Below are 24,489 nucleotides of genomic sequence, written 5' to 3'. Positions count from 1 at the left end.
AAACAAGCCGAAAACGGTGTTACGGCATGCAATGGCAAAGGACTTCGCGTTTAATTGGCGCAGTTTTGTAATTAGGCAGGGTGAATTCCTTCATGTACACCACAGATAATTCCTTGATCTGTTCCGCTTTGGGGTGGTCTTCGTTCCAGCGGCGCAGCAGGTAGAAACAGTAGTAAGGCCGCATGTATTCATTGGGCACGAACAGGTAATTCTCTGAGTATTTACGCCAGCGGTCATTTTTGAAGAGACTCACCACCGAGGCCGGTTTGACCGTGTCAGGTTCTTTGCCTTGCTGGTTTAAATCTACCTTATGGTTGCTGTTGGTGATGCCTTCCAGCACATACCAACCATCATCTTTAAAGACATTGGGCGCAAACATGCTCCAGTTCTGGTCCAGCCTGGGCACCAGGGTTGCCCAATGGAAATTAGACGGTACCTGGAAGTAAGGCTTGCCCAGTGTGCTCAGGTTCCACCAGAAAGCCAACACCAAGGCCACCAATACCACGCCCTCCCTCACGTAAGAAAGCGGAAAATCCTTCGCCCAACGGGGCGAATTCCATTTTACGTGCATCTGTACTTCCACCGGAGAGCGCATGCCCTTCCCAAATCTGGCCCAACGTTTCCGGATCTTGGTGTACCCTGCCCGCAGGTAGCGGTCTACGGTATCCATAACCGGAGTAGGCAGCAACCCAATTACCGCCGAGATACTGATGAGGTAAAACAGCCCTACAAACAAAGACAGACTGATGCCTATGTGCAGGCTTATGATAGCCACAATGAACAGCATCCGGAACCATGTAGTACGCCAGGGAATCAGCAGCACAAACGGTAGCCACAGCTCCAGAAAGTACGTGGCGTGGGTGAGTTGCTTCATGAGCAGCGGAAACTGGTAAAGGACTCGCCCGCCGGGCATCAGGATTTGGTCTATGCTGAGGGCGTAGTACAGAGCGGTGCCATCCGTAGTCCAGTCGGGGCCGCTTTTCAGCAAGGCGGTGAACACGTAGATCCAGGCTACCTGCAGCAGGTAAGCCGCCGTGGCCATGCTAAGGTAGTGAGGCGAGGTTTCGGAGCGAAGGGAACGGCGGGCATCTACCGAGTAGTGCCGGTGCCAGGGGAGGAACATGCCCCAGAAAAGCAGCATCCGGAGCAGGCTGTCGCCCGATTGGGTAATCAGCGGATTGCGGTTGTGCAATGAAACCAGCAGAATCCAGGAGATGGCGGTAGCCCAGCGGGTATGATAACCCAGCAGCAGGCAAATGGCGGCAACGGCCGCAATGGCAAAGAGAATGAGTTGAAACTGCCAGAGGCCGCTAAGCGCGTGCAAAGAAAAGAAATACTGGTTCCAGGCATTGGCGTGCAGCACATGCAAGGGCAGAACGCCCATGTTGGAATAATGCGCCTCCATGTCAGACGCCCTGATGCCAATGTCCAGTAACAATACACAGGCTACCCATATCCGCATAAAGGAGAGTGCCCGGGTATCTGAGTAGAATACGCGATGCAGATACTGTCTAAGTAGATGCATAGAGATGAAGGGTGAAGAGAGGAAAACAGAAAAGGCAAAACCACGGGGCCTTGCCTTCTCTGCAATATAGCAACGTTTCTAAGAACGTGTAAACAATTGTACTAGCGGCTGGTAGTGCTGCCAGTAGTAGTGCCGGTTGTGCTACCAGTGGTTCCGGTAGTGCCGGTAGTAGTTCCAGTTGTGGTGCCAGTGGTAGTTCCAGTTGTGCCGGTAGTTCCCGTAGTTCCCGTAGTGCCGGTTGTAGTACCTGTGGTGCCAGTAGTTCCGGTTGTACCAGTGGTAGTTCCAGTTGTACCTGTGGTGGTGCCGGTAGTGGTACCAGTGGTAGTTCCGGTAGTAGTACCTGTGGTGCCATAAGTAGTACCAGTGCTTCCGGTAGTGCCAGAAGTGGTTCCAGTGGTAGTGCCACTTTCAGTACTCATATCAGTAGAAGTAGTGTCTGTGGTGGTCTCAGAAGCACCAGAGCACGACGTTAGCGCAGCGGCCGCTGTCATTGCTGCGACTGCGAACATGTTTACAAATGTCTTTTTCATAGTTTTGACAGGTTAATGAATGTTTATAAATGGTTTTCTTTTACAAGTTCATCGTTTTACGCACGCTTCTTAGAAAGGTGCCATCTTTCATCAAAAATTATTTATACAGATCCGTAGAAAATGCCCATTTTTCTCTTTATTACGTATAAATACTGCTAATTATACACTGCCTCAATGCTCATGCTTCCTTCTTCGCCCACCATTTTATTTGATGGTGTCTGCAATCTTTGTAACGGATTTGTACAGTTTGTGATCAAGAATGATCCAAAAGAATACTTCAGATTTGCCTCCCTGCAGTCTGAACTAGGACAGGAGGTGCTTAGAAGCCATGGCTTACCCACAGAGCAATTCAAAAGTGTCTTGCTAGTAGAGAACGGGAGAATCTACACACGGTCTACTGCTGCCCTGCGCATTGTGCGGCACTTGAGCGGAAGGTGGTCCTGGCTATACATGTTTGGGATAGTCCCGAAATTTTTGCTGGATCCCTTGTATGATTTTGTTTCCCGGAACCGGTACCGCTGGTTCGGGCAACAGGAAAGCTGCATGCTTCCTACGCCGGCCTTGAAGGCTCGTTTCCTGTCCTAAGTTTTTAATTGAGATCAGGTCCGGTCCAGAAAAAGTCGCTTTTCTCTACTTGATCTATAGAGTTTCATGCTTTTACGCTGGTTTTGTGAAAATAAGTCAGCAACGGCCCTTACTTTTGCGCCCTGCTTTACAGAAGCAGGTGTGTTTACCTTATTAAAACGTAGTGGAAAAAATAGAATCTTTTCTTGCCGAGGCCAGTAGTTTGGCCTGGGGCATGCCTTTATTGATATTATTGATGGGTGGTGGCTTGTTCCTGATGCTCTACTGCCGCCTAATTCCGTTCCGGATGATGGGGCACTCCATCAGCATCCTGCAAGGTAAATATCAGGACCCCAACGCCGCCGGGCAAATCACGCCGTTTCAGGCGATGGCCAGTGCCTTGGCCTCCACCATTGGCATGGGCAACATCAGCGGGGTAGCCGTAGGCATTGCCATGGGCGGACCTGGCGTGCTGTTCTGGATGTGGGTGAGTGCCTTTGTAGGCATGGCCACCAAATTCTTCACCTGTACGCTTTCCATCATGTACCGTGGTCGCAACGAACAGGGTGCCGTAGAAGGCGGACCCATGTACATGGTCACTGAGGGGCTAGGCAAGAAATGGAAGCCTTTGTCCATACTATTCGCTTTTGCCGGTCTGTTCGGCACATTGCCGCTTTTCCAGGCTAACCAACTCACCCAGATCATCACCGATGTAGTCCTAAAACCAAGCGGCGTAGTAGGCGAAGATACGTTCATTTCTAACCTGTTCATGGGTATGGGCATGGCGCTGTTGGTATCTATTATCTTGTTCGGTGGTCTGAAACGTATTGCCGCCGTAGCTACCAAATTGGTGCCGCTCATGGTAGTGCTCTACACCGGTTCGGTGCTGTACATCATTTTCTCCAACATCTCTGCCGTACCAAGTATGTTCGCGCTTATTTTCGAGGATGCCTTCACCGGTAATGCCGTGATGGGCGGAGCCGTGATGCAAGTGATTATCATGGGTGCCCGCCGGGCGTCATTCTCTAACGAAGCCGGCATTGGTACCGCTGCCATGATGCACGGGCAATCACAGAACAATGAACCAGTGCGCGAAGGTTTGGTAGCCATGTGGGAACCGTTCATTGATACCATTGTGGTCTGCACCATGACGGGCTTGGCCATTCTGGTGACGGGCGTATGGGAAACCAATTCCGGGAACGGGGTATCTATGACGGCGCAAGCGTTTGGGGCTGCCATGCCAACAATAGGCAAATACCTGCTGGTGCTCTGCGTATTCATCTTCGCTTTCACCTCTTTGTTCTCGTACTGCTACTACGGTTCCAAGTGCTTCACCTACCTGTTCGGGTTCAAGTACCGCCGCATGTATGACTACTTCTATATTCTTACCATCATCATCGGGGCCGTGGTCACCATTACCTCTGTCATCAACCTGATAGATACTGCTTTTGCCTTAATGGCTATCCCTACTATGACGTGCGCCCTTTTGCTGTCGCCTAAAGTAATGGCCGCTTCCAAAGAGTATCTGACAAGGTTAAAAGCCGGGCAAATTCAACGCTATTAATAGATTATCATCAAAAATTATCCCTGAAAACCGTTTCGTGTCTGTTTTTCACAAAGCAGCCGAAAAGCACAAGCCTTTCCTTCGTGCCAGCATGCGTTAAGCTATCGAATTGGCCAACAGGCAGCTAAGACTGTTAAAAGCTCTACTTCAAGGTTGAGCGCAGCGGTAACTTGGAGTGGAAATGACAGCCAGTTTTCAATTGACGAAGCGGGAAATTTGCTCTATCGAAGATGCAAACCGATGCCTCGCCAGTTGAAAACTGGCACCAAGCCTAGCCACAAGTTACCGCTACGCTCAAACTTGTGGCAGAGAGATTCTGTATCTGGCCAGTTTTTAAGAAAATAGCCCCGAAACGCAAAAAGGCTGCCCCAATCAGGGCAGCCTTTCTTTGTCTATCATCGCGCTACGTGATACGCAGTACGTGCTACTAGAATTACATACTCAGGTACAAATTCCGCTCTCCGTAAATTTTGGTGAAGTACTCGTCTTCCAGGTTATCAATAAAGTAGATAGCTTCGCCGGTTGACTTCATTTCTGGTCCTAGCTCCTTGTTCACTTCCGGGAACTTGTTGTGCGAGAACACCGGTACTTTAATGGCGTAGCCTTTCTGCACCGGGTTGAAGGTGAAATCGATTACCTTTTTCTCGCCCAGCATCACCTTGGTGGCGTAGTTCACATACGGCTCCTGGTAAGCCTTGGCAATGAACGGCACGGTGCGGCTGGCGCGTGGGTTCGCTTCAATGATGTAGACAATCTCGTTCTTGATAGCAAACTGGATGTTGATCAAACCTACCGTGTTCAGCGCCAAGGCGATCTTCTTGGTGTAGGTCTCAATCTGGTTCATCACATTCTCGCTCAGGTCAAAGGGAGGCAACACCGCATAGGAGTCACCGGAGTGGATACCGGCCGGCTCAATGTGCTCCATGATCCCGATGATGTGCACGTTCTCGCCGTCGCAGATAGCATCGGCTTCAGCTTCAATGGCACGGTCCAAGAAATGATCCAGGAGCACGTGGTTGCCGGGGCTATCCTTTAGGATATCCAGCACCTGCGCCTCCAGTTCCTTCTCGTTGATCACAATCTTCATGTTCTGGCCACCCAATACGTAGCTAGGACGCACCAACAGCGGGAACTTCAGGTCTTTGCACACATCCAAGGCTTCCTCGGCAGAAGTCACGCTCGCGAACGGCGGGTAAGGGATATCGTTCTCTTTGAGGAGGGTAGAGAACGCGCCACGGTCTTCGGCTAAGTCAAGGCTCTCATAGGTGGTTCCCATGATCTTGATGCCGTAGCGGGTCAGTTTCTCAGCCAGTTTTAGGGCCGTTTGTCCACCCAACTGCACAATTACGCCTTCCGGTTTCTCGTGCAAAATGATGTCATAGATGTGCTCCCAGAATACTGGCTCAAAGTACAGCTTGTCTGAAATGTCAGAGTCTGTAGAAACGGTCTCAGGATTACAGTTAATCATGATGGTCTCGTAGCCACACTCGCTAGCAGCCAGTACACCGTGCACGCAGGAGTAGTCAAACTCAATGCCTTGCCCAATGCGGTTAGGACCGGAACCCAACACCACTACTTTCTTGCGGTCGGTGACAACACTTTCGTTCTCCCCGTCAAAGGTAGAGTAGTAGTAAGGCGTTACGGCCTCAAACTCAGCGGCGCAAGTGTCTACCATCTTGAACACACGCTTGATGCCCATGCTCGTGCGCTTCTCGTGCACTTCGCTTTCTTTGCAACGCAACAGGTACGCTAACTGACGGTCCGCAAAGCCTTTCACTTTGGCGCTGCGCATCAAGTCAACCGGAATAGAGTCTAGGGTGTATTTCAGGATCTCACGCTCAGTCAGCTCCAGCTCCTCAATCTGTTGCAGGAACCAAGGGTCAATTTTGGTTACTTTCTGGATGGTGCTGGTGGCTACGCCGAATTTCATAGCGTCTTTGATGGTGAACAGGCGGTCCCAACTTGGGTTGGCCAGGCTGTCCATCAACTGGTCGTAGTTGGTTTTCTCTTTGCCATCGGCGCCCAAGCCGTTGCGTTTGATTTCTAAGCTTTGGCAAGCTTTCTGAAGGGCCTCCTGGAAGGTACGCCCGATGCCCATTACCTCGCCCACAGACTTCATCTGCAGACCAAGTTTCTTGTTCGCGCCTTTGAACTTGTCAAAGTTCCAGCGCGGTATTTTCACAATCACATAGTCCAGCGCAGGCTCAAAGAACGCCGACGTGGTCTTGGTAATAGAGTTTTTAAGTTCATCTAAGTTATAGCCAATCGCCAATTTAGCGGCTACTTTGGCAATTGGGTACCCGGTGGCTTTGGAAGCCAGCGCCGAAGAGCGGCTCACACGCGGGTTAATCTCGATGGCAATGATGCTGTCATCCTCGGGGTTCACCGAGAACTGCACGTTACAGCCTCCGGCAAACTGCCCGATACCCGCCATCATTTTGATAGCCAAGTCACGCATCTGTTGGTAGATGGTGTCTGGCAGCGTCATGGCCGGTGCTACCGTGATAGAGTCTCCGGTGTGGATACCCATTGGGTCAAAGTTCTCAATAGAGCAGATGATGATCACGTTGCCGATGTTATCGCGCAACAGCTCCAACTCGTACTCTTTCCAACCCATGATGCTTTGCTCCACCAGTACCTCGTGGGTAGGACTGGCGTGCAAACCGCGGGTAAGAGCGGCATCAAATTCTTCAGGGGTGTTTACGAAACCACCACCGGTTCCACCCAAGGTGAACGACGGACGAATAACTAACGGGAAGCCGATTTCCTGGGCAATTTCTTTTCCCTCCAGGAACGAGGTAGCCGTAGATCCTTTGCAGACACCTACGCCTAATTCAATCATTAAGAGGCGGAATTTCTCGCGGTCTTCGGTGGTCTCAATGGCTTTGATGTCTACGCCAATGATCTTCACGCCGTATTTTTTCCAAATACCAGCTTTCTCGCAGTCAATCGCCAGGTTCAACGCAGTTTGTCCGCCCATGGTAGGCAGTACGGCGTCAATTTGGTGCTTCTCCAGAATCTCAATGATAGACTTCTTCTCCAGCGGCTTCAGGTACACGTTGTCCGCGGTGATAGAGTCGGTCATGATGGTGGCGGGATTTGAGTTGATGAGGGTTACCTCAATCCCCTCCTCGCGCAGGGAGCGGGCGGCTTGGGAGCCAGAGTAGTCGAATTCGCAGGCTTGCCCAATAACGATGGGACCGGAACCAATGATTAAGACTGACTTAATGGAATTATCTTTCGGCATTAGTAAAGCGGTATGTATAAATTGCCCAAAGTTAAGGCAGAAAGTTTAGAACTGTAGAGAAAAGTTGAGGCAAGAGGCGAATTCCTTAGAATAATCTTAATTGACGAAAGGTTGGGCAGGAAATTCTCTAAAAGAACCTGTGAGAATCGTTATGAAAATAAATCCGCGACTTAGTAGGTGAGTGTGGCTTAGCTACAAGAAAAGGCACGGAGTAAATACATAGTGTCCTCCTGAAAGGATCTTGTAGGCGGGCTAGAAAAGCTTTTGCCCAGCGGCTGTTACCGTTCGCTACCAAGATCCTTTCAGGAGGACAAAGGAAAACAAAGACACTATTTACAGGGATTCCGATTCGGTTTAGGTGCTCGTTTCCGGAAAGCAGGCCTAAAACGGTTAAGATTGCGAGAACGAAACTCCCCGACGCTCCCACTCAGAGGCTAATTCTAACTTTGGTAAGAGCGTCTTCAAAAGCCAGTTTTCCATTTCCTCCCCGGCATGGAAAGGTGTGATGTCTACCGGCAGCTCATCTTTCAAGTGCTGCATGCGGGCAGTGTGATGTACCCGTGAGTCCAGAATCACGAACGCACCTTTGTCTTTTTCGCGCCGCACCAAACGGCCAAAGCCTTGTCTCAGTTTGTGCTGACTGGCCGGATAATAGAACTTGCTCCAGAAATAACCACCCTCTACCTCGCGACGGTGTGCCACCAGTGGATTACCCAATGAGGGGTTTGGCAACCGGAAAACAATCACCTGCGAGAGCGTCACGCCCGGGAAATCCACGCCCGACCACATGCGGTCCAAGCCCAGCAGCACCGAATGCTCTTCCTGCCGGAACCGCCTGATTTCCCACAAACTGGTGCCTTCCTGTTTGAGCAGTTCTATGTCATAGGCGGGCAGGCGCGGGTGCAGCCACCGGTAGGCATCTTCCATGTCCCGGCGGCTGGTGAAGAGTACCAGGGTTCTGCCGTTCAGGGCCACGATGCATTTGAGCAGCGTTTCCATGGAGGTCTGTAACCAGGCCTGTTTCTGGTCTTGCGCCATCTTGTGTTCATAGCAGGGAATAAACGCAGGCACCACGGCGTGGACCTTCTCCTGCTGCTCATAGTTGAACGGCGACAAGTAGCGGACTTCCTGAGCAAACGGCTCTTGGCGGCCCAGTTGGTTCCGGAAGTACTGCGTGTTGCCGCCCACGTACAGCGTGGCCGAGGTGAACAGCAGGCTAGGATAGACGTTCTGCAGCTTCTCCATCTCATCCTGCAGGTAGTACGGCATCTTGCTCACCGACCAGTTATGGCCGTTCTTTTCCAATACATGAATCCACTTGCGCGCCGGGAAATCGCTGGTGATTTTCATGAGTGAATCGGCAAACTCGGCGGCTTTTTCTTTGTAGGTTTCCAGGCGGCTGAAGGTCTTATCCTCAGGCTTTTTCAGGAGCTTGAGAATTCGATCAATCTTGCCAGCTACAAACTGGATGGCGGTCAACAACTCTTTAAGGGCTTGCTCAATATCCGCGCTGAACTCTCTTTTGGTCCAACGGCCATTTTCAACCAACGCCACTTCTTCCTGCCACCGCTGTTCTCCTTGAATAGGCAAGGCCTGAATCAACTCGCCACAAGTTCTAATAGTGGCGCAATCGCGGTGGATAGAGTCAATCTCGTCCAGTACCAGCAAGGCGGTTTCAGATTCCACGTTGTGGGCCACCTTGTCCGCTACAATGTCCAAGAAGCCTTTCCGGTAGTCTTTACCTAACAGTGGACGCAGCAACCGGGCTTCCACTACTCCCAGACTGAAGTTCATGCTCAGGGCACTCCGGGCGAAGTCCGGAAACTGGTCGGCCTCGTCAATGATGCAGTGCTTGATCAAATCCGTGAGCTTCGGCGGTAACTGCAGCAACTTGTGGTGATTCGTAACAATAATATCGGCAGCGTAGGCCAGCTCCATGTGGCGGGCGTACGTGCACTTGGCGGGTTCCAGGCAAAGTTTGGGCACGCAGACTTCCTGCGCATTGGCTTCCATGAGCAGGCGGTACGTGTCTGGTAAGATAGCCCTGATGTTATGTGGAATTTCCTCTACTTCGCCTTGGGTATGGTGCACGCGCAGCACCAGGTACAGCCAACTCAGCCCTTCCCTAATGGTGCCTTTTTCCTGCACCACCAGCTCGTCATACAAATCCAACAAGGCAGAGACACAGACATAGTTGTTCTTGCCCTTCACAATAGCGGGTCGCAAATGGGAATGCAATCCTCCTTTAAACCGAAGCCGCGGAATCTCGCCTTGCATGACCTGTTCCTGCAGGTTTTTGGTAGCGGTAGCCACCACTACTTTGCGGCCGGGATTGAGGCGGAGCAGTTCGGCGGCGGCCATGAGGTAGCCCATGGTTTTACCAGTGCCTGTTCCAGCTTCGGCCACAAAGGTGCCTTTGTCGGTTAAGGCTTTGTTGCAGAAATGGGCATACTGCATCTGCGCATAGCGCTCCGGCAGGCCATGTTTCTTGTACCAGGCGTGCAGGGCATCATGGACGAGTTGGTCAGATGGTTGGGCAATGTCTACCCTTGGCTTTACCACGGTGGCATCGGTGACGGTGGGAAGCCAGGAAGTCAGCAACGTGCGGAGATGAAACGGCAAGACTGGCACCTCTGTAGTGGCAGGCGGTGTGAGCCAGTGCAAATCCAACGGCTCCAGGGTTTCAATGTTTTCGGCGGCGGCCTGTAGGGTGCGCCACGCGCTACCCATGTACACGGTGCCTAAGTCCAGTACCTGACGCAGGAGTTGAAGGAACAGGGAAGGCTCACCGGGTTCGTCTTCCGGGGTGCTGGGTATTTTTTGTAATAGCACTTCCAGCAGTTTGAAGAGCTGGGTGTGCAAAGCCGCCAAAGCGACGTGCATGGGTTGGGAAGCAGGCTTTTTCTGGGCGGCACTGGAAAGCGCCACCACATCGCCCATCTCCATGAGGTTCAGGTGCGGCAGGAAGAACGAGGAAAGCACGGCCAAATCGGCGCAGACTGGTGGCGAGGACATGCCCGCTAAGATGTAGTGCTTCAGCCAGGTTTGCTCATGCCTTTCCTGGAAGAAGAACACGTGGGTGAAAGAGCTCAGGTATTCCTGAACCTCAGCTTTCAATTCTTGCCAGAGAGGAGCGCTTTTTGCCTGCTCTTTGCTGATTTTGGACTGTTTCTGAACGCTTCGGCCAAACTCCACCTCTGGGTTGACAAACCACTCCTTCAGCACCGTATTTCCTTTCTGCAAAGACAACACCCCTACCTGCAGCAACCCATGTTTGGAACCATAGGAGCCGGTCGCAAATAAATGCACCAGGGCAAAGGATGGGGAAGCAGCTTTCATCAGGACCTCTTTCACACGTCAAGCAGAGAACAAAGGTACTCTATGCTAAGGAATTTGCCGCAAAATAGTGTTGGATGCTAAGCAGTTTGGTGGAGGTCCTGTTTGGGCTTGGTTTGCTGGAAAGAGACTGAAAACGGGAAAACTCTCTATGGCGCGGAAGTTACTTCCGTGACTTTTGCATACGGATTAGAAAGTCACGGAAGTAACTTCCGCGCCATAGAAAGCTAAGCTGCTTAGAGGTGGTTCTGTTTCTAGCCTTATTTCTGCAAAACACCCCCTGAAATGAAAAAAGCCGCACATTACGCGCGGCCCTTTTCTATATATGCAGTTGTGTATTCCTGATAGTTAAGTAGCAGAAACCTCGGCCAGGGTAGGGTAGTCGGTGTAGCCTACTTCGCCGGTGTTGCTGTAGAACGTGTTGTAGTCTGGGGCGTTCAGCTCAGCTTGGTCCGTGAAACGTTCTACCAGGTCTGGGTTCGCGATGAAAGGTCTGCCATAGGCCACCAAATCGGCAAGGCCGTCTTCTAACACTTTGTTTCCGGTTTCCTGCGTGAAGCCGCCGTTGATGATGAGCGTGCCGTTGTATAATGGACGGAAGTGCTTCGCAATTTCCTTGATGGCGTAAGGCAACTCGGCTACTTTTGGAGAAGCCTCGGTTAGGTGCAGATACGCCAGGTTATAGTCGTTCAAACGCTGCACGATGTACTCAAACGTAGGAGCGGTTTCCTCGTCTACCGTGATGCCGAACTGCTCGTGCATGGAGGGGTTCAGACGAACACCCACGCGGCTCAGGTCAATCACTTCTTTCACGGCATCCAGCACCTCAAAGAAGAAGCGGGCGCGGTTCTCGATGGTTCCGCCGTATTCATCGGTGCGCTGGTTTGAGCAGCGGCTGAAGAACTGGTGGAACAGGTAGCCGTTAGAAGAGTGAATTTCCACTCCGTCAAAACCAGCTTCTACCGCGTTGGCAGCGGCTTTCTTGAAGTCTTCTACAATGCCTTTGATTTCTTCGGTTTCCAAAGCTCTTGGCGTTACGGTTGGTTTGAAACCTTCTTCGGTAAATGCCTGGTCATTCGGGTTGATAGCCGATGGTGCTACTGGTAAGGCACCGTTGTGGAAATCTGGGTGCGACATACGGCCCACGTGCCACAACTGCGCGTAGATTTTACCGCCTTTCTCGTGCACGGCATTGGTCACCAGTTTCCAGCCTTCTACCTGTGCGGCAGAGTAAATGCCCGGGATGTTGATGTACCCCACGCCCTGCGGGCTTACCGGCGTACCTTCTGAAATGATTAAACCGGCACTGGCGCGTTGGGCGTAGTACTCAGCGTTCAGCTCAGTAGGAACGTTCTCTGGGTTGTTAGACCGGCTACGTGTCATTGGGGCCATCACTAAACGGTTGTTCAGTTGCAAAGCACCTTTCTGGTAAGGTTGTAACAGCGGTTGATTTTCTATCTGAATCATCTTTTTATTTTGTTGTTAAAACATAAGTTGTATATACAACTATATGGGTAAAAAATATATTAGCCTTCTCGCTCTCTTAGTTTGTCCATCAGCTCGCCAATTTTAATGGCTTCCTCTTCGCTAATCTGGCTGTATTTCTCCTCCAGGTTCTGCATGATGGAGTCGGTTTGTTTCAGCAGCTCCAGGCCTTTTTCGGTAATCACAATGTCTACCTTGCGGCGATTATCAGCGCACTGGCAACGGGTCACCAAGCCTTTCTCCAGTAGTTTGTCTACCAGACGGGTAGCGTTGGAATCGCGGTCCAGCATGCGCTCCTGAATCAAGCCTAACGTGGCCGGGTTAGGATACTGTCCGCGTAAAATGCCTAACACGTTATTCTGCTGCAACGATATCCCATACTTCTTCAACTGGCAGGAAAACTCTTTTTGCAGCCAATTGCCCGTGAACATGACGTTCACCACCATGCGGCGATAAGGGCTGCCAAATGTCTTCTGCTTCAATTCGTCCTCTAATTTCATGGGCTTATAGCCGTTGGTTGGGCAAATGTACGTTGCTCTATTGTATATACAACTATTGTATGAATATAGTTTCAGAAAGCCCTGAGAACTGGAGGCTTTTGCATGAGTAAAAAGGTGCCTGCGTTTGTAGCCTTTTCCGGTAAAACAGGCTCTAACCAGCTCTAAAAGCAGATTTAGGCTCCTGCCAAAAGCTGTGCAATGCTCTACTTTTGTAGTGTTCTTGAGGTTACCTAGTTTCCGGGCTTAAACCAGATTTGGTCCCACCGGAGGAGCTATATAACCGGTAGTAGCTGGAGATTCTACGGTGCTGTCTGGGTCTGCGTCCTCGGTGATATCAGTAGTGGCATCATCGCGGTCTTTTGCTTCCTGGTCGGCAGGCTTTTTGGCCTCGCAGGCACCTAGTAGAAACAGGCTAGTAACGGTAGCAAAGAGTCCAGTTCTCCAGAAAGAGCGGCTAGGTAGCAAAGTGGTTTTCTTTTTCATAGCAGTAGTAGGTGGGTTTGTGTTTCTACTCTACGGAAAAATGGGGAATGTTGCTAAAAAAAGCGAGCAGCCAATTTTAACATCGGCTGCTCGGAGAAGGGTAGATGATCGTTTGACTTAAGTGTTTCTCGAGTGTTTTGGAGAAAATAGGAAAATAATAATCAGCAGACTTATGGTGCGAAAACCTGTAGTTTGTTCTCCAGCATTCGGTTGTTGTATTGCTGAATGAAGGCCTTCAATTTGTTCTCCAAAGCAATGCGAACTTGGGGCAGTTCGTCTTTCAGGTTTTTCTTCAAAAACTTGTCTTCTTTGTAGTTGAACAAGCCCAGCGTGTTGGTGCCGTCAAACTGCAGAAAGTAATCGCCCTCGGTCCATTGGTAACCACCCTGATAGCTGATAGCGAAGTTGCCTTCCCGCGAATTTAGCATGTTCTTCCCGAAGGAGAAGTATGGCTGGTCATAGCCTAGGTAACCCAGCACGGTAGGCATGATGTCTAATTGCTGCACCACTCGGTCTTGCTCCACGCCTCTAAAGGTAGAATCGCCGGGGGCGTAGAAGAGGATAGGTACCGCGAAGTTACCCCAAGCGGTCTGGTACTCGGGATAGAAGGTGTGGGTAGCCGAATGGTCAGCGGTGATCACGAAGAGCGTGTTCTTGAACCAGGGGGCCTGGCTGGCTTTCTGGAAAAACTTTCGCAAAGCCATGTCTGAGTACCCAATGCACTCAAAAATCTCAAATGGACCTTTCTTGAATTTACCTTTATAGCGCTCCGGCACTTTGTAAGGGTGGTGCGAAGACGTGGTGAAGACCGCGCTCATGAACGGCTCCTGAAACGTGTTCAGCTTGCCGGCCATGAACTGCAGGAACTCCTCGTCCCAAATGCCCCACATGCCGTCGAAGTCTTCGGGCTTGCCATACTCGGTCAAGCCGTAGTACTGCTCTATGCCAATCAGGTTCATGAACGCATCAAAGCCCATAGAGCCGTTGGGCGCGCCGTGGAAGAAGGAGGTGTGATAACCTTTAGACCGTAAAGTGCGCGGCAAACTGGGCAGGTTGTTGCTCACGTACTGCGTCAAAACAAACGGCTCCTGAATACTAGGGATGCTGGTGAGCACGCTGGGCAGCGCGTCAATAGACTTGCGGCCATTGGCGAACGAGTTCCAGTACACTTTGCTCTGCCCCATGAGCGAATCCAGGAACGGCGTGAAACCCGTATAGGTGCCGTTCTCCAGGTGTTTGTTGTAGCCGCCCACCGCCTCTTTCCCGAAGCTCTCCAGTACAATCACCACCACGTTCTTCTTCTGGAATCTGGTAGAATCTAGAGGCTGATGGATAGGACTGTACACCTGCGCCAACTGCTCCTCGGGGAAATACGCCACCTTCTGGTAGCTGGTTTTGTTGATGGTTCTGATGATGGAAAAGGGCGTGTTGAGCACGATGTACATTTCCTGCGGCCGCTCCACGTACTCCCCGGCATTGCTGAGCGTGATGGGCCGCGTGCTATGCCGGAAACCGCCGCGCATGGCCGCAATGCTCAGCCCAATGGTGAGCACCAGCACTACGGTGTGCCACGGATAGTAAAACCACGGGTTGTAAGTAGGCGCTTTCTCTAGTTTGATGCGATTGTACAGCCAGGCCATCAGGGCCACTAAGCCTACCCAGATCAGGGTGATGTACCAGAAATCGACCAAGAAACTGGAGGCGAAAGTACCCCAGTTCTCATTCGCAAATTCTTTGACCACACTGCCGGTGGTGCGGCGCAATGTAAAGCGGTAGTAAATAAAGTCAATGCAGTTCAGCGCCAGCCCTAAGCCGTTGAAGACCAGAAACACCCATTTCACCACCTTTTGGTACACCGGATGATGCCTAAACCGGAAAGGTAGCAGCATGAGGACCAGGAACAATAAGTTGGTGTAGATAACAGCCGACAAGTCAAACTTGAGCCCGCCCCACATGAGGTACAGCAGATCAGAGAAAGACGTCTCAGCAAAGAAGCCGCGGTTAAAAAAGTAAAAGAGCAGTCGGCAAACCGTATAAAGCAGCATGGCAATGCCCAAAGCCAGCAACATGGCTACATGCACGCTCCGCCGCAATGCTCTCAATTGAAAAGATTTTATCATGTTCTACAGGAAGAAGCACAAAATTAGGGAACCCAAAGCAGAGTTTAATGGGAGATTGAGCTGCGGAGGAACCAAGTGATGGTGAAGATAGCAAGAAATAGAGGGCGTTTAGGGGCTGTTTCTTGGAAAGAAGCCTCTAAATAAAGATAGTGTAGCATTTCAGAAAGGCGCGGTAGTAAATCTGCGCCATAGTTGAAGATCAGCAATGCGTGGTTTTACTGCAGTGCAGCGAGGATTTCAGAGACTAACCGGCATCTGTAGGCACGAGTCAGAGACTCGCGCCAGCGAGAAAGAAAAATACGCATATCCGTTTCCAGCCTTTCGTCTGAGCGCCTAGAGTTCGACCACCAGTGAGCGTCAGCGAAGCAGGGGAGGAGAAATCACAGCGCGAAGGCGGAAGGCGGAGCCTCGCGGCCGTGAGCGCTTACCGGAAAAGTTGAAACAATACAGCCCATGCATCCACACAAAAAGCCCTACAGCCAAGGCATCAGCCAAACCATTATCTTGTAGCTAAAAGAAAACAGATTAACTTTGTTCAGGGTTGGCATGCTTTTGGCGAGTGGGCTTGGCGGTGGGAAGATACCAGCTCTTCAGGGGATTGAATCCCTTTTTCCGCTTCCAATCATTTCCGTATTTTCTTTCTGGTTTCTAAAAACAGTTATGCATAAAGTTCTAAATTCTAGGGGTTGCTGGCAATCAGCGGTGGTTGTGCTCTTGGCTTTGTTGGCTGGTTGTACCGCCCCCCGGTCGGTGATTCAATCTGGCCGCGTTACGCCGCACGGCGAGTTCAAAGTGGGAGCCAACTTTGGAGGGAATCTTTCTACAGAACCCATTGGGCAGCTGAAAGACGTAGCCGAAGATGCTATTGTGGCGCTGGCCAACCGCGACTCTGTGTACTATGACGGGTTGGTGCGGTCTGCCACCAAAGCCGCTATTGCCTATACCCTGGACCCGTTCGGACCTACTTTTGATTTTTATGTGCGTTACGGAGTGCTGCCCCGGGTAGACGTGGGGTACAAGTACGCCTCAGGTGTACACGTACTGGATGCCATGTATCAGTTTATGGGCCCGGTGGCCGGGGTGCCTTCCAGAGCCGCCAATGAAAGATGGTACGGCAGCGTGGGGTTGCAGTATGCCGGGCAAAGTTCCGATATTTTGAACGGACTTTTTCTGGACAAGCTTTCGCCTGTTCTGCAATTCACCGCTAAAAGAAAAGACATACTGGTGCCGTTGGTGTTCAGTAGGTCCTTTGGCGCAGACGAAGAATTCGGGAACATCTCTTTTGGAGTGGCCTATAACCACACCTTTGTGGAATACGGATTGGTGCCGGGCAAACTCTACGAGAAAGTGGGTGGCAAAGCAGTAAAGTTGGAAGGACTTACCAGAACGCAGAGTTTTCCTTCTTACGGCTTGTTCGTGAACGCTAAAATAGGGGCGAAGCGCATCTACCTTTTGCCCGCTCTTTCCATGTTCTATCAGAACTACGGCTCCTACGAACTCCTGAAACAGGAACAGGCAGATTTCTCGGGAATCACCATTGTGCCATCTTTAGGCTTGCAGATTGGCTTGGGTAAAGGCAAAACCGGAAGATAAGTACCACTTGTTTTAGGGCTGATTTCTAGAAAACAGCTCTAAAATCTGCTTGTTACCGGAGTAAAACTAAATTTCAAAAGTTCAGAGTCATGAAATTGTGCTTTGGATAGTTTTCCACTGACGTAAGTTGGCACGTGGGTAAATTGGTTTAGTACTGGATACTTACGTCTGGTAATTTCGGGAAGGAGTGGGAGGGGGTTAGTTTTGGTTCTGTTTTCAAGTTGTTTAAAGGAAAATTTGCCGAAAACAGTTTTACCTTAGTAGCCGAAACCCCTCCACTCATTCAATCTCTTAATCATTCAATCTCTCATTTTAAAAAATGAAGAAAATACATTCTCTGGTTTCTATTACCTTGCTGGCCGCCGGAATCGCGGTCTCCTGCTCCCAGATGAAAACGGGCCAGAGCAAAAGCAGCAACGATAATTTTGAGGTAGGCAACCGTGCGGTGACGGTCTACACTACCGCTAAGGATACCGAGCACCGTTTGTCGCAGACCGGAACGGCGCGGTTCCAGGAGTTTGGGCAACCCATGGAGACGCAGGTGTGCGTGTTCGTGGACCCAAGCAAGACCTTTCAGACCATGGTAGGAATTGGCGGCGCCATCACGGATGCCACGGCTGAGACCTTCGCGAAAATGCCGAAGGACAAGCAGCAGGAAATCCTGAAAGCCTACTATGACCCAACCAACGGCATCGGGTACACCTTAGGCAGAACCACCATTCACAGCAGTGACTTCTCCAGCGGTTCCTACACCTACGTAGAGGACAACGACAAAGAGTTGAAGACCTTCAGTGTGAAGCACGATGAGCAGTACCGGATTCCGTTCATCAAACAGGCCATTGCCGCCGCAGGCGGAAAACTCACTATGTATGTAAGTCCCTGGAGCCCTCCGGCCTGGATGAAGGACACCAAAACCATGCTGCGCGGTGGGAAACTGTTGCCGGAGTATCGTCAGAATTGGGCCAACTACTACATCAAGTTTATCAACTCTTATGAGCAGGCGGGCATTCCAATCTGGGGCTTAAGCGTGCAGAATGAGCCGATGGCCAAGCAAACGTGGGAGTCCTGTATCTTCACCGGTGAGGAGGAGCGCGATTTCATCAAGGAGTATTTAGGGCCTACTTTGCACAAAAGTGGCATGAAAGACAAAAAGCTGATTGCCTGGGACCACAACCGTGACCTCATTTACCAACGTGCCAGCACCGTGTTGAACGACCCGGACGCCGCCAAATACGTGTGGGGAATCGGTTACCACTGGTACGAAACCTGGACCGGCTCCGACATGCTGTTTGACAACTTGCGCAAAGTGAAAGAGACATTTCCTGAGACCAACCTCATCTTCACCGAAGGCTGCATTGAGAAATTCGACTTCAACCGCATCAGCGACTGGTCACTGGGTGAGCGCTACGGTTACTCCATGGTGAACGACTTCAACGCCGGAACCGTGGCCTGGACCGACTGGAACATGGTGCTGGACGAGAAAGGCGGCCCTAACCACGTAGGTAACTTCTGCTTCGCGCCCATCCACGCCGATACAAGAAACGGCAAGGTGTACTACACCAACAGCTACTACTACCTGGGCCACTTCTCCAAGTTCGTGAAGCCAGGTGCCAAGCGCATCATCAGCTCGTCTAACCGCGATGCCCTGCAAACCACCGCCTTCCTGAACCCAGACGGAAAAGTAGCTGTGATCGTGCTCAACACCACAGACAAACCGCTGGACTACAAACTCTGGATCAACGGCAAAGCCGCCGATGCCAAGAGCCTGCCGCACTCCATTGCTACGCTGGTGCTGTAAGCCTGCTCAGAGAATGCTTTTATGGAGACGCAGGTGAAGGCTTGCGTCTCCTTGTTTTCAGGCCATTTTGGTAAAACCTACGTGAAAAGCCAGAAAAGGACAGAGCCCAAGAAATAACTCTTGGGCTCTGTCCTTTTTTAGTTCTTACAAGATGCCGTTTAGCCGATGCGCTGTGGAGGTCTGTGCTGTGGAGGTCTGTACTGCAGCCAATGCTATTCAGCCGTGGTAGGGTCAATGATGGTGGCTATTTCCTTTACTGAGTTCGCCGGAAATCCCCCTTGCCGGGCGTGTTCCCGCACCATTTCTTCGTTGGGCGCAATGTACACGCAGTAAATCTTGTCTCCGGTTACATAGCTTTGCTGCCACTGGATCCGAGGACCCATGTTGGATAACACTCCACAAGAAGTCTGTGAAATGCCTTTTAGTTGATCGGCGGTCAGTTGACCGGCGCCGGGAACTTCCCGTTCAATGAGGTACTTTGGCATAACTTGAACTGATTGATGTAAACCTACTCGTCTGGCTTTTCGGAATCGCCCCGTTTAGAAGTGGTTTCTGGTCTCCACCTGGTTTTTAGAACTGAATCCATTGGGTGTTGATCGCTTTGGATCTGGGGTGGCTACAAGTAACAGGCAATTGCTTATGAGGAGAGGTTCCGAACGTGAGTTACGAAAGTGCCTGCGGCGAAGGACTACCGGCGGGACGGGATTTGTCTTCGGGCAGCGGAACAAATTCCTGGTTATCGGTGGGCGGAAGCAGGATACGGCCTTCTTTCCAATCAGCTTTGGCTTGCTCAATGCGTTCTTTCCGGCTAGAGACAAAGTTCCACCAGATAAACCGCTCGCCCAGCGGCTCGCCGCCCAACAGCATGAGCGTGGTAGGTTCTTTGGCCAGCAGGATTGGATCTATGCCCTTCGTGAATACCAGCATCTGACCCGCGGTGTAGGTGCGCCCCGAAACTTCTATGCTGCCTTTGGCAATGTACAGGCCCCGTTCTGAATGTTCTTTGGGTAAGCCAAAACGGGCTCCTTGATCTAGTACCACGTGAAGGTAGAAAAGGGGAGAGTGTGTTTTTACGCTGTTTCGTAAACCATACGCATCACCGGCAATCAGGCGCATCCAGACACCAGCATCGGTATAGATGGGAAGCTGCTCAGGTTTGTAATTGTCAAAGGCCGGGGCGGCTTCCTCGTCTTTCTCGGGCAGAGCCACCCAGGTTTGAATCATCTCCAAATCTCCACCGGCCAAAGCAGCCGGGTCTTCAAACCGTTCTGAGTGCGCAATGCCGCTACCCGCCGTCATCCAGTTTACTTCGCCAGGCCTGATAATCTGCTCCACGCCCAGACTATCGCGGTGCATGACTGAGCCGCCAAACAGGTAACTGACCGTGGATAGCCCGATGTGTGGATGCGGTAAGACATCCAAGTTGGTGACCAAAGGCGGTTGCACATCCACTGGGCCCGCGTGGTCCATGAAGATGAAAGGTCCTACCATGCGCCGCTGACGGAAAGGCAGAATCCGGCGCACATCCATTCCGGGGGCCAGTGAGGCTTTTCGGGCTTCTATGACAATGTCCAGCATAATCTGTTTTAGAAGTAGTTTGTTGAAGATAGCTGGAAAACAGAAAGATGCAAAGAGTCTTTTGCGAATCCTGATTCAACCCCTTTGTGCTTTTGTCGTTCTAAACAGATGTTTAATATTGGATTATGGAAATAGGCATCACCACCTTTGTAGAGAACACCCCAGACCCGGCCACCGGGAAAGTACTTCCTCCCCACGTACGCATGCGCAACCTGATGGAAGAAATTGAGCTCGCTGATCAGGTTGGTCTAGATGTCTTCTCTATTGGCGAACACCATCGCTCTGATTTCATCGTCTCCTCGCCAGCGGTGGTACTGGCCGCGGCGGCAGTGAAAACCAAGAACATCAGACTTTCCAGTGCCGTGACGGTGCTCAGTTCCGATGACCCCGTGCGGGTGTTTCAGGACTTCGCGCACGTAGATTTATTGTCAGAAGGCCGGGCCGAAATCATGGCAGGCCGGGGTTCCTTCATAGAATCTTTCCCACTGTTTGGGCAGGATTTGAATGACTACAATGAGCTGTTCTCTGAGAAATTGGAGTTACTGATAGAACTCAACAAGAGCGAAAAGGTAACCTGGTCTGGCAAGCACCGTGCAGCCATTGATAACTTGGGCGTGTACCCCAGACCACACCACGCAGAACTGCCCATCTGGGTAGCCGTAGGCGGAACCCCGGAGTCTGTCATACGGGCCGCACAACATGGTTTGCCTATGGCGTTAGCTATCATTGGCGGCATGCCCGAGCGATTCGTACCGTTCACGGAACTTTACAAGAAAACCTACCTGCAGTCTGGCAACCATATAGAAAATCTACAGCTTGCTATTAATTCTCACGGCTACATAGCGGATGATTCCCAGAAAGCCGCCAATGAGTTTTATGGCCCTTACGCTTATCTCATGGGCAAAATTGGACGGGAACGTGGCTGGTCTGGCATGAGCCGCGAGCAATATGATTTTATGCGCGGTCCCGAGGGTTCTTTGCTAGTAGGCAGTCCACAGCAGGTCATAGATAAAATTCTGTGGGAACATGAATTGTTTGGGAATACCCGTTTCCTGCTGCACATCAGCGTAGGTACCATGCCGCATGCCCAGGTGATGCACGCTATTGAGTTGCTAGGGACCGTAGTAGCCCCGGCGGTGAAGAAAGCATTAAACGCGTAGGAAGCCAGACCTCGGCCTGTCCTTCACGCATTCCAGATACAATAATTAGGGCTGGGTGCGTGCCGCAATGGCTCCCCCTTTGTCTTGCGCAACGCTATCTGCATGCGCCGGATACAGGAACTGCCGAAGTTCCTGCAAATAACTGAAGCTACCATTGGGTAGGTTACTGAGGATGATGAGCGCGCTGTGCTCTTTGGGATTACGCAACAAATAGGATGAGAAGCCGTGCCACAGGCCACCGTGGTACACAGCGGTATCACCATTGTCCAGCGGACGTATGCGCCAGCCGAACCCGTAATCTTCCACCTGGTTTTTCTTCTTTTTGAGAATAGCCCCGGTAAACGCTTCGTGCAGGGTTTCTTTGCTCACCAGCTTCTCGGTGTACAGGGCCTGGTCCCATTTGTAGAGGTCTTCTACGGTAGAGTAAATGCCTTTGTCGCCCAGCACGGTGTCCAGGTAATCGGTGGTGCGTTTCTGCCGGAAGCGGGTGTGGCCGGTGGCTATTTTGCCGGTAAGGGTGGCTACGTCTGGGCTGTAGGTAAAGGTGTGTTTCATCTCCAGCGGCTCAAAAATGCGCTCGCGCAGGAACGTGGCAAACGGCGTTTCCGATACCTTTTCCACAATAGAGGCCAAAAGGCTGTAGCCGGTGTTGCTGTAATCAAAGTGCGTGTTAGGCGGATAGTACGGCTGCGGACGGTGCGCCACCATCAGGTTAATCACATCCTCGTTCGTGAGGTTTTTGTTGCGGTCTGGCCAGAGTTTGTCACTGAAATAAGTGTAGTTAGACAAGCCACTCTGGTGCGTCAATAACTGCCGGATGGTGATGCCGTGGTACGGAAAGTTGGGGATGTACTGCTGCACGCTGTCCTCGTAGGAGAGTTTGCCCTCGTCTTTCAGCATCATGATGGCCATGGCCGTGAACTGCTTAGACACCGAGGCCAGCTGAAAAGCAGTCTCTACGGTAAGGGAATCTTTCTTGTAGAAATCGGCGAGGCCGAAAGCGCCTTTGTAGATGACCTGGTCATATTTAGTTACTAGCACCGTGCCGTTAAAGCCCCTTCTTTTATGAAAATGATTGAAAACGGAGTCTAGCTGGTGGGTTAGTTTCTGAATACTGTCTGGGGTAAACGAGGCGGGAACCGCAATCTGCTCCCTCGCATCGTCCTTGCCGCCCCAGAAGCTTTTCTTCTTCCCAGATTTTTCACAGCCCACAAGGAGTAGACAGAAGACGAACGCGGTGACGCACCGAAGCAGCAGAAATTGTTTTCTAAGAAAGGCCATACCTGAAAGTACCAACAAAAACAGGTTCTAAAGATAAGACAACCTCGGCAAAACTCTCTAAACCCAAAGGGAAAATAGCAGAAGTAATTCCTTCTGTTTCGGAGTCGTTTACTTAAAAACAGCCCCGAAACGAGGAGGACAGTTTATAAGTTTTAACTTATACCGTTACTTACTTGCCTGACCTCCAGAAGTCTTTGGCTTTATCATTTTATTGGCCCAGGGAATAAAGAACTTGAAGTTGGGGGCATCGGTGTGGCCGCCGTCGTGCTGCCGCCAGGCCAGTTCCCCGTCCAGCAAGCTTACGTTCACGCCCGGCATCTTCGCGGTTTTGTAGTCATACCCCACACCCAGGTCGCGGGCACCCAGCAATTTGAAAACCGGACCAGCGGCTACGGTAGCCATGTAACTGCCCTGCTGGTCCAGCCATTTGGCATCGCCCTGCTCGGGAATGCCGTAGCTGATGAACGTAGGACGGGGGGCGCAGAGCGCGATGAGCTGGTGCGCGTCTACCGGAATGTCATTGGCGGTTTTGGAGCCGAAGGTAGCGTCAGAAGCGCCGTACTTCAGGAAATTGCCGGCCATCCAGTGGTATTCGCCGCTGCTGGTGAGGCTTTCCACGGCTTCGCCGAAATTGCGCCGGTGCAGTTTGGCCCCGCCTTCGCCGGAAGAGCCAATCAGGCCCACGGCAAAGCGTTGGTCAAACGCCAGTGCCACCAGCGCCGCTTTCCCGAACCGCGAGACGCCTTCTATCCCCACCCGTTTGGCATCTACCATGGGGTCGGTCTCCAGGTAATCCAACCCGCGGGAGGCACCCCAGGCCCAGGCGCGCAAGGCACCCCAATCATCGGGCTTCCGGGTCTGGCCTTTGTTCGTTAGCCCGATGATGCCTTTGGTCAGCCCCGCCCCGTTATCGGCCTGGATGCTACCGGGTTCTATCAGGACGTAGCCCCAACCAGCGGCCAGTAATTGCTGCGTGGTGGGTGGGTCTCCGGCGGGCGGCGGACCAAACGTAGGCGTGGCGGCAGTGATGGGGTTATAGGCGGGGTATTGCTCAAATATCGCTTTCAGCGACGGGTCTTGTTTGACCAGCAGTTCCTTGAACGCAGCGTTGATTTTCTCCATGTTTTCTTTGGGCGGCTGCGCCGGAGCGGGCAACGCACTGCGGCTGAACATCATGAGCACCGGCACCGGACCCTTGGCGTTGGCGGGCGTGACCACCGTCATGTTAATGTTTACCTCCAGCAGCGGGTAAGCTGAGTTATCTACCTGCCCCACCAATTGCTTCGCGTTTACCGGAATCCAGCCCACCATCTCCCGCTCTGAGATCAGCGTCTTCCAGGTTACTTTGGGCACGTTTTTCGGAATTCGGCCGAAAACCTCCCGCTCAAACTCCTCCACTATCTCGGGCCGCCGCTGGTTCCACCACATGGCGGGCGTGGTCACCTTCTTGCCGTTCTTGAGGGTGAGCAGTTCCGGCAGGTTCGGGTAGGGGTTGGCCTTGGCTTCATCATAGTTAGCCGCATTAGGCGCTTTCGCATCGCCACTAGGCCCCGGCCGAAGCGCCTTGATGCCCAACTGCTTCATCATCTGTTGGTGGTCCTGCTCGGCGGTAAAGTTGATGGGAGCGGGATGTTTAGCGGCGGTAGTACCTGTGGAAGCCTGCTGCGCGGAGGCAGAGGAAATGGTTAAGGCTAGTAGGAGGTAGAAGAGGTTTTTCATGAG

At 51.7% G+C, this 24,489-nt stretch carries 17 protein-coding genes; 5 read left to right on the top strand and 12 right to left on the bottom strand.

Annotation, left to right across the window (positions count from 1 at the left end):
* Positions 1-19: 19 nt before the first annotated feature.
* On the bottom strand, positions 20-1,525 hold the full coding sequence (locus tag ACY0JR_RS05045; protein ID WP_462632847.1) for an HTTM domain-containing protein: 1,506 nt from the start codon (positions 1,523-1,525) through the stop codon (positions 20-22).
* A gap of 101 nt (positions 1,526-1,626) precedes the next feature.
* Positions 1,627-2,058, bottom strand: coding sequence for a hypothetical protein (locus ACY0JR_RS05040; protein ID WP_462632846.1), 432 nt, complete (start codon positions 2,056-2,058; stop codon positions 1,627-1,629).
* Between the two features lie 180 nt (positions 2,059-2,238).
* On the opposite strand from ACY0JR_RS05040, the gene ACY0JR_RS05035 reads away from it, so the two are divergent.
* Positions 2,239-2,643, top strand: a complete 405-nt coding sequence (locus tag ACY0JR_RS05035) for a thiol-disulfide oxidoreductase DCC family protein (protein ID WP_462632845.1) — start codon at positions 2,239-2,241, stop codon at positions 2,641-2,643.
* Positions 2,644-2,815: 172 nt separating this feature from the next.
* Positions 2,816-4,186, top strand: coding sequence for an alanine/glycine:cation symporter family protein (locus ACY0JR_RS05030; protein ID WP_462632860.1), 1,371 nt, complete (start codon positions 2,816-2,818; stop codon positions 4,184-4,186).
* A 433-nt stretch (positions 4,187-4,619) separates the two neighbouring features.
* Here ACY0JR_RS05030 and carB read toward each other — a convergent pair whose 3' ends face one another.
* The 6 genes from carB to ACY0JR_RS05000 form a co-directional block, all read right to left on the bottom strand.
* Positions 4,620-7,433, bottom strand: a complete 2,814-nt coding sequence (gene carB / locus ACY0JR_RS05025) for a carbamoyl-phosphate synthase large subunit (RefSeq protein WP_462632844.1) — start codon at positions 7,431-7,433, stop codon at positions 4,620-4,622.
* Positions 7,434-7,823: 390 nt separating this feature from the next.
* Positions 7,824-10,772 carry an ATP-dependent DNA helicase gene (locus ACY0JR_RS05020; protein ID WP_462632843.1) on the bottom strand — a complete coding sequence of 983 codons (2,949 nt, stop codon included), beginning with the start codon at positions 10,770-10,772 and terminating at the stop codon, positions 7,824-7,826.
* Positions 10,773-11,117: 345 nt separating this feature from the next.
* A complete protein-coding gene (locus ACY0JR_RS05015; protein ID WP_462632842.1) occupies positions 11,118-12,236 on the bottom strand; it encodes an alkene reductase in 1,119 nt (372 codons plus the stop codon).
* 59 nt (positions 12,237-12,295) lie between these two features.
* Positions 12,296-12,754: a MarR family winged helix-turn-helix transcriptional regulator gene (locus ACY0JR_RS05010; protein WP_462632841.1), complete on the bottom strand. Its 459-nt coding sequence runs from the start codon at positions 12,752-12,754 to the stop codon at positions 12,296-12,298.
* 243 nt (positions 12,755-12,997) lie between these two features.
* Entirely contained in the window at positions 12,998-13,237 is a 240-nt protein-coding gene (locus tag ACY0JR_RS05005; protein WP_462632840.1) for a hypothetical protein, read from the bottom strand.
* Between the two features lie 170 nt (positions 13,238-13,407).
* Positions 13,408-15,357 (bottom strand): LTA synthase family protein, encoded by a 1,950-nt coding sequence (locus ACY0JR_RS05000; RefSeq protein WP_462632839.1) that lies wholly within the window; start codon positions 15,355-15,357, stop codon positions 13,408-13,410.
* A gap of 660 nt (positions 15,358-16,017) precedes the next feature.
* On the opposite strand from ACY0JR_RS05000, the gene ACY0JR_RS04995 reads away from it, so the two are divergent.
* On the top strand, positions 16,018-16,950 hold the full coding sequence (locus tag ACY0JR_RS04995) for a hypothetical protein (protein ID WP_462632838.1): 933 nt from the start codon (positions 16,018-16,020) through the stop codon (positions 16,948-16,950).
* A gap of 319 nt (positions 16,951-17,269) precedes the next feature.
* Entirely contained in the window at positions 17,270-18,748 is a 1,479-nt protein-coding gene (locus ACY0JR_RS04990) for a glycoside hydrolase family 30 protein (RefSeq protein ID WP_462632837.1), read from the top strand.
* Positions 18,749-18,960: 212 nt separating this feature from the next.
* Here ACY0JR_RS04990 and ACY0JR_RS04985 read toward each other — a convergent pair whose 3' ends face one another.
* Both ACY0JR_RS04985 and ACY0JR_RS04980 read right to left on the bottom strand, forming a co-directional pair.
* The gene (locus tag ACY0JR_RS04985) at positions 18,961-19,233 is read right to left on the bottom strand and encodes a DUF4242 domain-containing protein (protein WP_462632836.1); all 273 of its coding nucleotides are present in this window, start codon (positions 19,231-19,233) and stop codon (positions 18,961-18,963) included.
* A gap of 178 nt (positions 19,234-19,411) precedes the next feature.
* Positions 19,412-20,326 carry a pirin family protein gene (locus ACY0JR_RS04980; protein WP_462632835.1) on the bottom strand — a complete coding sequence of 305 codons (915 nt, stop codon included), beginning with the start codon at positions 20,324-20,326 and terminating at the stop codon, positions 19,412-19,414.
* Positions 20,327-20,451: 125 nt separating this feature from the next.
* Between ACY0JR_RS04980 and ACY0JR_RS04975 the strand changes: the two genes are divergently transcribed.
* The gene (locus tag ACY0JR_RS04975; protein ID WP_462632834.1) at positions 20,452-21,486 is read left to right on the top strand and encodes an LLM class flavin-dependent oxidoreductase; all 1,035 of its coding nucleotides are present in this window, start codon (positions 20,452-20,454) and stop codon (positions 21,484-21,486) included.
* Positions 21,487-21,531: 45 nt separating this feature from the next.
* Here ACY0JR_RS04975 and ACY0JR_RS04970 read toward each other — a convergent pair whose 3' ends face one another.
* Positions 21,532-22,767 carry a serine hydrolase domain-containing protein gene (locus tag ACY0JR_RS04970; protein WP_462632833.1) on the bottom strand — a complete coding sequence of 412 codons (1,236 nt, stop codon included), beginning with the start codon at positions 22,765-22,767 and terminating at the stop codon, positions 21,532-21,534.
* A 165-nt stretch (positions 22,768-22,932) separates the two neighbouring features.
* Positions 22,933-24,486, bottom strand: a complete 1,554-nt coding sequence (locus ACY0JR_RS04965; protein ID WP_462632832.1) for an alpha/beta hydrolase family protein — start codon at positions 24,484-24,486, stop codon at positions 22,933-22,935.
* Positions 24,487-24,489 lie beyond the last annotated feature (3 nt).

The organism is Rufibacter sp. JT3400010, from assembly GCF_054956755.1.
Note: the sequence above shows the minus strand (reverse complement) of the source record. Positions and strands in the feature narration are given on the sequence as shown.

What these genes read in the sequence shown, in the direction of transcription:
- ACY0JR_RS05040 (WP_462632846.1), bottom strand. Translation starts at nt 2,058, where the DNA reads ATGAAAAAGACATTTGTAAACATGTTCGCAGTCGCAGCAATGACAGCG.
- carB (WP_462632844.1), bottom strand. Translation starts at nt 7,433, where the DNA reads ATGCCGAAAGATAATTCCATTAAGTCAGTCTTAATCATTGGTTCCGGT.
- ACY0JR_RS05045 (WP_462632847.1), bottom strand. Translation starts at nt 1,525, where the DNA reads ATGCATCTACTTAGACAGTATCTGCATCGCGTATTCTACTCAGATACC.
- ACY0JR_RS04995 (WP_462632838.1), top strand. Translation starts at nt 16,018, where the DNA reads ATGCATAAAGTTCTAAATTCTAGGGGTTGCTGGCAATCAGCGGTGGTT.
- ACY0JR_RS05035 (WP_462632845.1), top strand. Translation starts at nt 2,239, where the DNA reads ATGCTTCCTTCTTCGCCCACCATTTTATTTGATGGTGTCTGCAATCTT.
- ACY0JR_RS04970 (WP_462632833.1), bottom strand. Translation starts at nt 22,767, where the DNA reads ATGGCCTTTCTTAGAAAACAATTTCTGCTGCTTCGGTGCGTCACCGCG.
- ACY0JR_RS05020 (WP_462632843.1), bottom strand. Translation starts at nt 10,772, where the DNA reads ATGAAAGCTGCTTCCCCATCCTTTGCCCTGGTGCATTTATTTGCGACC.
- ACY0JR_RS05015 (WP_462632842.1), bottom strand. Translation starts at nt 12,236, where the DNA reads ATGATTCAGATAGAAAATCAACCGCTGTTACAACCTTACCAGAAAGGT.
- ACY0JR_RS04985 (WP_462632836.1), bottom strand. Translation starts at nt 19,233, where the DNA reads ATGCCAAAGTACCTCATTGAACGGGAAGTTCCCGGCGCCGGTCAACTG.
- ACY0JR_RS05010 (WP_462632841.1), bottom strand. Translation starts at nt 12,754, where the DNA reads ATGAAATTAGAGGACGAATTGAAGCAGAAGACATTTGGCAGCCCTTAT.
- ACY0JR_RS04990 (WP_462632837.1), top strand. Translation starts at nt 17,270, where the DNA reads ATGAAGAAAATACATTCTCTGGTTTCTATTACCTTGCTGGCCGCCGGA.
- ACY0JR_RS05005 (WP_462632840.1), bottom strand. Translation starts at nt 13,237, where the DNA reads ATGAAAAAGAAAACCACTTTGCTACCTAGCCGCTCTTTCTGGAGAACT.
- ACY0JR_RS05000 (WP_462632839.1), bottom strand. Translation starts at nt 15,357, where the DNA reads ATGATAAAATCTTTTCAATTGAGAGCATTGCGGCGGAGCGTGCATGTA.
- ACY0JR_RS04980 (WP_462632835.1), bottom strand. Translation starts at nt 20,326, where the DNA reads ATGCTGGACATTGTCATAGAAGCCCGAAAAGCCTCACTGGCCCCCGGA.
- ACY0JR_RS04975 (WP_462632834.1), top strand. Translation starts at nt 20,452, where the DNA reads ATGGAAATAGGCATCACCACCTTTGTAGAGAACACCCCAGACCCGGCC.
- ACY0JR_RS04965 (WP_462632832.1), bottom strand. Translation starts at nt 24,486, where the DNA reads ATGAAAAACCTCTTCTACCTCCTACTAGCCTTAACCATTTCCTCTGCC.